The organism is Candidatus Schekmanbacteria bacterium (genome assembly GCA_003695725.1).
GTDB lineage: Bacteria > Schekmanbacteria > GWA2-38-11 > GWA2-38-11 > J061 > J061.
This window is the reverse complement of sequence record RFHX01000345.1, coordinates 1-6,942: the sequence shown is the minus strand read 5'-3', so window position 1 is coordinate 6,942 and position 6,942 is coordinate 1. Positions and strand designations below refer to the sequence as shown.

General features: G+C 35.6%; 6 protein-coding genes and 1 tRNA gene. 4 read left to right on the top strand and 3 right to left on the bottom strand.

Going from position 1 to position 6,942, the window contains the following annotated elements; genetic code table 11:
- From D6734_12590 to D6734_12580, 3 genes are all read right to left on the bottom strand, one after another.
- A partial coding sequence (locus tag D6734_12590; protein ID RMF92323.1) for a hypothetical protein occupies positions 1–1,281 on the bottom strand: 1,281 nt, incomplete at its 3' end.
- Positions 1,278–2,258 carry a transposase gene (locus D6734_12585; GenBank protein ID RMF92322.1) on the bottom strand — a complete coding sequence of 327 codons (981 nt, stop codon included), beginning with the start codon at positions 2,256–2,258 and terminating at the stop codon, positions 1,278–1,280. The genes D6734_12590 and D6734_12585, both read right to left, overlap by 4 nt.
- Positions 2,259–2,323: 65 nt before the next feature.
- Positions 2,324–2,409 (bottom strand) — tRNA-Leu (locus D6734_12580).
- 531 nt (positions 2,410–2,940) lie between these two features.
- On the opposite strand from D6734_12580, the gene D6734_12575 reads away from it, so the two are divergent.
- The 4 genes from D6734_12575 to D6734_12560 all read left to right on the top strand — a co-directional run.
- Positions 2,941–4,047, top strand: a complete 1,107-nt coding sequence (locus D6734_12575) for a DegT/DnrJ/EryC1/StrS family aminotransferase (protein RMF92321.1) — start codon at positions 2,941–2,943, stop codon at positions 4,045–4,047.
- Positions 4,048–4,070: 23 nt separating this feature from the next.
- A complete protein-coding gene (locus D6734_12570; GenBank protein ID RMF92320.1) occupies positions 4,071–4,772 on the top strand; it encodes a glycosyltransferase in 702 nt (233 codons plus the stop codon).
- 144 nt (positions 4,773–4,916) lie between these two features.
- A complete protein-coding gene (locus tag D6734_12565) occupies positions 4,917–5,993 on the top strand; it encodes a 4Fe-4S cluster-binding domain-containing protein (protein RMF92319.1) in 1,077 nt (358 codons plus the stop codon).
- On the top strand, positions 5,986–6,942 hold a 957-nt coding region (locus D6734_12560; protein RMF92318.1), incomplete at its 3' end, for a glycosyltransferase. The genes D6734_12565 and D6734_12560, both read left to right, overlap by 8 nt.

Below are 6,942 nucleotides of genomic sequence, written 5' to 3'. Positions count from 1 at the left end.
GAGATAACTATTAAAAAATTCATCAAAGGATTCGCCTGTAATATTTTTCAAAGATGTAAGGATATCATTCTGTGTATATTTTTTGTTCATCAAGCCAAAATTTATATAAAGATATTGCATAAGGTCATCAATGCTATAACCTCTTTTTACAAGTTCTCTGTCGAGAAGGTATGCAAACAGATTACTATAGGCGCTCATCATAGTTTTATATTCAGATGTGCCAGTGCCTGCCAAACTAGCCTTGGCGGATAATTCCTGAAAGGGGAGGTCATATTTAGTGCCTATTCTTTCAATATATTGGAACCACAGGCTTTTCATAGTATCTTTGTATTCAAATTCACTCATTACAAATCCTTGAACTCTGTTTGTAAAATAAATTGTCATTCCTTCAGTGATATAAGTTTCAAGCTGAAAAAGGTTGCCGCTGCCATCCGGCTCATAATTGAAAGTTTTTCCATTCCATGAATGAATCATCTCATGGGCAGTAATTAGCTTGTTATCCAGATTTTTTGCAGAAAATACAACTCCTCCCTGTGACAAAGCATAACTTGATGATTCTTTAGAATTTCTAATTTTTACAATGTACTTATCGAGAGGAAATCCATTGAAGAAGTGCCATATTTCGTGAAACATATCTATTGTTATATCTGCAATTTCCTTTGGTTTGAAAGCTGTTATATTTTTTTTGAATATGCTTTTGTGCAATGCTACAATAACTTTTGTTCCATGAATCTTTTTTGATTTTACGAAATAGTTTTTTGAGTCAAAGGCAAATGCTTCTTCGGCACTTTCGTTTAGTTTATCGGCTGCTGGCTGATAACCAACTTCTTTACCAATATCCCATGAGATTTTTTGTGCAGGATTGCCGGGAGTTGAAATGTCGTCATATTCAAATTCTCCATTTTTACAACTTTTGATTTGAGAAAGAAACTGGGTGTTTATTTTCATTTTGTGATGCGCTCTGTAAAGGTTGACAAATTTTTTTTCATATTTCTTGCCTTTGAGACCGCGTATTTCTTTATGGAGTCTAACTAATTTCTTTTTATATTTTTTTACCCTCTTTTTTATTTTCCCTATTTCTCTATCAATCTTTATCTCTTTAAATTTTCCATTTATTTTCTTCTTAAGAAGAGGAATTCCTTGCGTTGTTTCAATGCATTGATATTTTGAATCATCTGAAGGAATAAAAGGGAGTGAGCTTAAACATGATGCAGGAGTTACACTTATAAGAACTATTATGAAGGATGCGAAACTAAAATATCTTTTGAAAAAAGGGGTCAAGTCTGCTTTTGGCTTTTGTTAAGTTTTTTCTCAATTTCTTCAAGATGTTTACGCAAAGAATTATCTTTCATTCTTCTCCTTTTTACCCGCTCTACCATACTACTCACTGAACTGTAATTATTCATATCAAAATATCTTCCAATATCCAAGAGAGTTTCTTTGCTGTGAAGCCTCACTAAATATACAGCTATATCTTTTGGCAAGTTCTCCTTGCCACGCCTTGATGACATTAACGTTTCTCTATCAATATTGAAATGTTCACATACCTGACTAATTATTGTTTCAGGATTTATTGCTAGCACACGAGCTTCAGGTATTTCTACATTACTAAGTAGATGACGAAACTTCAATTTCACCCATTCTTTAAAATTTTCTCCTCCGAGTACCGAGGGCATATTCTTTTTTGAATAAAAGCGTTTGATTTCATCAGACTCTTCCTTTAAAACAAATTCTAGGTATGCTTCCTGTGCCATATTTTTTTTACTGGCAAACATTGACAATAAAATGTCTGTATAAAGCCAATCCCATCTTTTATCATTAGCCACATATCCTCTATGACTATCCCAAGTATATTCTCCTATCTCTTTTACAAGGCCAGCCCTTATGGGATTTCGATGGATATAGCGCAGGACTTCAAGAAGATGACTATCTGCTTCAACAAGCACAGCCTTGTATCTGCCGCGAAACAATTGCCCATCTTTCTTGTGGTAACGGTTAAAATGTTGAGTATAAACACCGTTTATATGCCTCATACATCTGGAAATATTACCGTCTGGCGTGTGAACTAACAAATGATAATGGTTGGGCATTAGACAATATGAAGAAATTTTCAAATTCCACATCACTGATGTCTCTTGGAGGATCTTGATGAAGGCTTCGTAGTCGCTCTGAGACAAAAAGATTTTCTCCTTTCTTCTCCCCCGATTCATTACATGATACCAAGCACCGGGATATGATATGCGCAATGGTCTTGACATAATGAAAAATTACCATAAGACAATAGAAAAGTCAAAAGCAGACTTGACCCCTTTCCCTTGTCAATTGCCGAGAGCCGGAATCGAACCGGCACGGAGACAAAGCCCCGAGGGATTTTAAGTCCCTTGCGTCTACCATTTCCGCCATCCCGGCAGTCAATAGTGCTTTAGTAAGAGATTTCTTAGATGCGAACAATATTAATATATGTTTTTTTGCTTACAGTCAATTAGTTTTGGGATTTCTGTAAAGGCAAAATAGAGATGTCTCGTTCCCGGCAAAGTAGAAATGTCATATAATCACTTATATGCTTTGTGAAAAAACATAGGCAGTAATCAAAAAAAATAAGTTGCACACCCATTTTCAGATTTCATCAAAACTTTTTATCGTTCAGTAAAAAATATTTTTCATTATTTGAGCTCAAGATATGAGTCCTTGAAAATGATATGAGTTCGTGAAAATGGAAATTTTACTGAATGCCTGCAAAAAAAGTATAGTGGATTGGCTTCTTCGCTCCATCGACAGAGCGCTCTCTTATAGCGAATGTATATGATGTTACTTACAAATAAGATTTTTCTTTTCTGCCTTTTCGAGAAATAGCGATATAATTTCTCTTATTAAAAACACTCATAAATGTTATAAATATTTACGAATAATTTTTCTTCAAAAATTAAGGATTAAACAATAATGGGAAAGAAAAGTTTTATACCTGCGGCAGAACCTGAAATAACAGAAAAAGAGATAAAATATGTGAATGAATGCGTCAAATCAGGATGGATTTCTTCTTTAGGAAAATTCGTAACAAAGTTCGAGGAGAAATTCAGCAAATTTTGCGGTTGCAAATATGGAATTTCCACAAGCAACGGCACTACAGCACTCCACCTTGCCCTTGATATATTGGGAATTAGAGAAGGTGATGAGGTTATAATGCCTGCCTTCACATTCGTTGCCACAGCCAACGCCGTGTCATATCTTGGGGCAAAGCCGATTTTTGTCGATTCTGAGTATTCTTCATGGAATATTGACCCTCAGAAGATAGAAGAAAAAATAACAAAAAAGACAAAAGCGATAATTGCTGTCCATCTTTATGGACACCCTGCCAATATGGGGCCTATTATGAAATTGGCACGCAAATATCAGCTCTATGTTATCGAGGATGCATCGGAGGCGCATGGCGCGCTTTATCGAGGAAAAAAGGTTGGCTCCATTGGAGAAATGGGATCATTCAGTTTTTACGGAAATAAGATCATTACAACAGGCGAAGGAGGAATGATTACTACCAACAAGGCAAAATGGGATAAAAGGGCAAGATTTCTGCGCGACCATGCAATGTCGCCGAAAAAAAGATATTACCATCCTGAAAGAGGATATAATTACAGAATTACGAATATTCAGGCAGCTATCGGTTTGGCTCAGGTTGAAAGAATAAATAAGATTTTGGCAAAAAAAGAAAAGATAGAGAAAATGTATAATCGCCTCCTTTCTGGCATAAAAGGGATTTCCTTTCAGCCGCAAGCCCCTTGGGCGAAGAAGGTCTGTTGGATGTATTCTGTATTGATCAATGATGAATTCCCTCTTTCTCGCATACAACTTGAACAAGAGTTGAAAAAAAGAGGAATTGATACGCGTCCTTTTTTCATACCTATGAACAAACTGCCGATGTATAAAACAAATGAGAAATTTCCAGTTGCAGAAGATTTATCAAGGCGCGGTTTGAGTCTTCCTTCATCTACTAAATTGAACAATAGCGACATAGAATATATTTGCAATGTAATAAGAAAATTGAGCGAATAAAGTTTGACACAAATTAAAGGGTAATGAAAACTTCAATCATACTTCCTACCTATAATGAAAAAGACAGCATTCTCGATCTTGTCGAAATATTAATCCTCCTGCTGAATAAAGAAAAGTTTGAGTTTGAAATTATTGTCGTTGATGATGACAGCCCTGACAAAACTGGCTATTTAGTCAATGAAAGATACAGCAATTATGAGAATATTTCCTGCATTATACGAAAAAATGAAAGGGGGCTTGCAAGCGCCTTAAAAACAGGAATTGAAAGGGCTGAAGGTGATGCAATACTGCTGATGGACACAGATTTTAATCATGACCCCTTTGTTGTGCCGCAAATGATTCGGCTTATTACAGATTATGACATTGTTTCAGGTTCGCGATACATCAAAGGCGGCGGAATGATGGGGTCTAAACTTCGATACTGGGGAAGCTATCTTTTCAATCATTTTATTAGAATAATGATCGGAGTTGAGACAAAGGATAATTTGAGCGGATTCGTAATATTTAGAAGAGATATACTTAAAGATTTTGATCTTGATGAGATATTTACAGGATATGGTGATTACTATATTAAATTCTTATATAGATGCAAAGAACTTGATCTTCGAGTTTGTGAAATACCTGTCGTATATAAGCTTCGTCAGGGCGGTAGCAGTAAGACGAATTTTGTGAGACATCTAATTGGATATATAATTACTGTGCTGAAGATAAAATTGGACAAATAGTTTTGCTGTAGAAAGAAGAAAAAAAGAAAGAATCCTGTCTGATAAAGTTGTAAAAAAGCTCTTATTTTGCAAATAGTTTAGAAGAAGCAATTTCGAATTTTAGCCGTTGTGCATAAATGATTCTAATGGTTTAATCTATGTAATATGAAAGATGTGGCAAAAAAAATAATAAGCTATTTTTCACCCTCCTATTCATATGTCATCCTCTTTGTGACGCAAAGATGCAATGCAAGATGCAAGACTTGCTTCAGTTGGAAGACTGATCCTCAAAAACTGAAAAATGAGCTTTCGATCGATGAATATGAAAAAATCACTTCCAAGATGAGAGATTTTGTTTGGTTGAGTATAGGAGGAGGCGAGCCCTTCCTGCGCGAAGATATTGCTGAGATTGTCAATCTCTTTCACAAAAATTGTTCAGTTTCTGCTTTTACAATAACTACAAACTGCCTACAGCCGGAGAAAACAGCAGAGAAAGTCGAGCAAATCCTCAAAAGGAACAATAATGCAGATATAAAAATCGTTCTGTCCGTAGATGGCACAGAAGAAGTCCATGATTCAATAAGAGGCATTGAAGGGAATTTCAAAAAGTTTGTTGAAACATACTCTCTTCTTTATCCACTGAAGCGCAATTTTCCAAATCTCTTCCTTTTTACCAATACGACATTTTGTCGCGACAATCAGCACAATATCGATGAGCTTCTTGACTATCTTAACAGCAATTTTCATTTTGACGGAAATACTATGGGACTTGTAAGAGGCGATGCTCGGATACCTTCACAAAAAGATATTGATATAGAGCTTTATTTTAATGCTATTGAGAAGATTCGCAGTCTTGAAAGAGAGACAAAAGAGATAGGGAAGTTTAATAACATCGTATTCGATATGATGACAGATGTCAACAAGAGGACTTTGCTTGAGCGAAAGATGATTCTTCCTTGTGTTGCAGGCAAAAAAGCTATCACAATTGATTCTGACGGCACTGTCTTGCCCTGTGAAATGATGCCTCAATTATTTCCCAATGAGGATTGGAAGCTTGGTGATTTAAGAAGTTTCGATTATGATATCGATGCCCTCCTGTCATCTGAGAAATCAAAGATGCTCATAAAAAGAATTCAGGATATGAAATGCCACTGCACTTTTGAATGCTATAATTTGTGCAATGTAGTTTTTAATTACAATAGCGGCTTTAAAATCCTTTGGAGATATTTGACAGGTGCATAAAGATATTAGCGTCATTATTCCTGCCTATAATGCTGAAGAAGATTTGAAGGAATGCCTTGCAAGTCTCAAAAAACAGACAATAAAACCCAAAGAAATAATTGTGGTAGATGATGGAAGCACTGATAGTACAGCAAAAGTTGCAGAAGAAATGGGGGCAATTGTCGTTAAAAATGATAGAAATGTCGGAAGGGGGCAGGCAAGAATCAATGGCGTAAGAAAAGCATCAGGCACTGTTTACGCATTTACAGATGCTGATTGTATTGTGCCTGAAAAATGGCTTGAAAATGCTATTGATGAAATGGAAAAATTTAATGTCGAGGCAGTATCCGGATATTATTGTGGTGCAAAAAGAGATGACTTCCTATCACGCCTTCAATACGCCGACTGCTCATACAGGCAGAAAGACATACCAAAAGAGGTGAATACAATATCGAGCTGTAATTTTGTAGTTACAAAGGAGGCATATGAAGCTGGTGGAGGATTTCAACCCGTTTTGAATGAGGATATGGAGCTTGGATATTGGATAAGCAAAAAATATAAAATTCATTGGCTTCATAACAATGGCGTAGTTCATAATTTTAGAAATAGTTTGTGGAAGTACTTGAAACAACAGGAATTCTTTGCCCGCCAGGTAATGAACAGCTACTTGAAGTTTCCAGAGATTTTTTTTTCTCAATCGAACTACCAGAAAAGGTCCATAATTTGGGAGCTAATATCAATTTTGCTTTTAATTGTATCAGTGCCATTAATCTTTCTTTCAGATTATGGAGTTTTTCTATTTATTTTTGCCATTCTCTGTTCAATTTTTTTGAAGACGGATATTTTGAGATTTTTCAAAGAAAAGGGATTTAGCACAAAGGAGATTTATGTCTCTTATTTTATTCTTTTGATGCGTGATTGTGCTTGGATAATCGGTCTATTCAATGGAGTGATATATACAATACTGTCT

Bases quoted from the DNA above. Each gene is read 5' to 3' on its own strand.
- D6734_12585 (RMF92322.1), bottom strand. From the start codon at position 2,258: ATGTCAAGACCATTGCGCATATCATATCCCGGTGCTTGGTATCATGTA.
- D6734_12575 (RMF92321.1), top strand. From the start codon at position 2,941: ATGGGAAAGAAAAGTTTTATACCTGCGGCAGAACCTGAAATAACAGAA.
- D6734_12565 (RMF92319.1), top strand. From the start codon at position 4,917: ATGAAAGATGTGGCAAAAAAAATAATAAGCTATTTTTCACCCTCCTAT.
- D6734_12570 (RMF92320.1), top strand. From the start codon at position 4,071: ATGAAAACTTCAATCATACTTCCTACCTATAATGAAAAAGACAGCATT.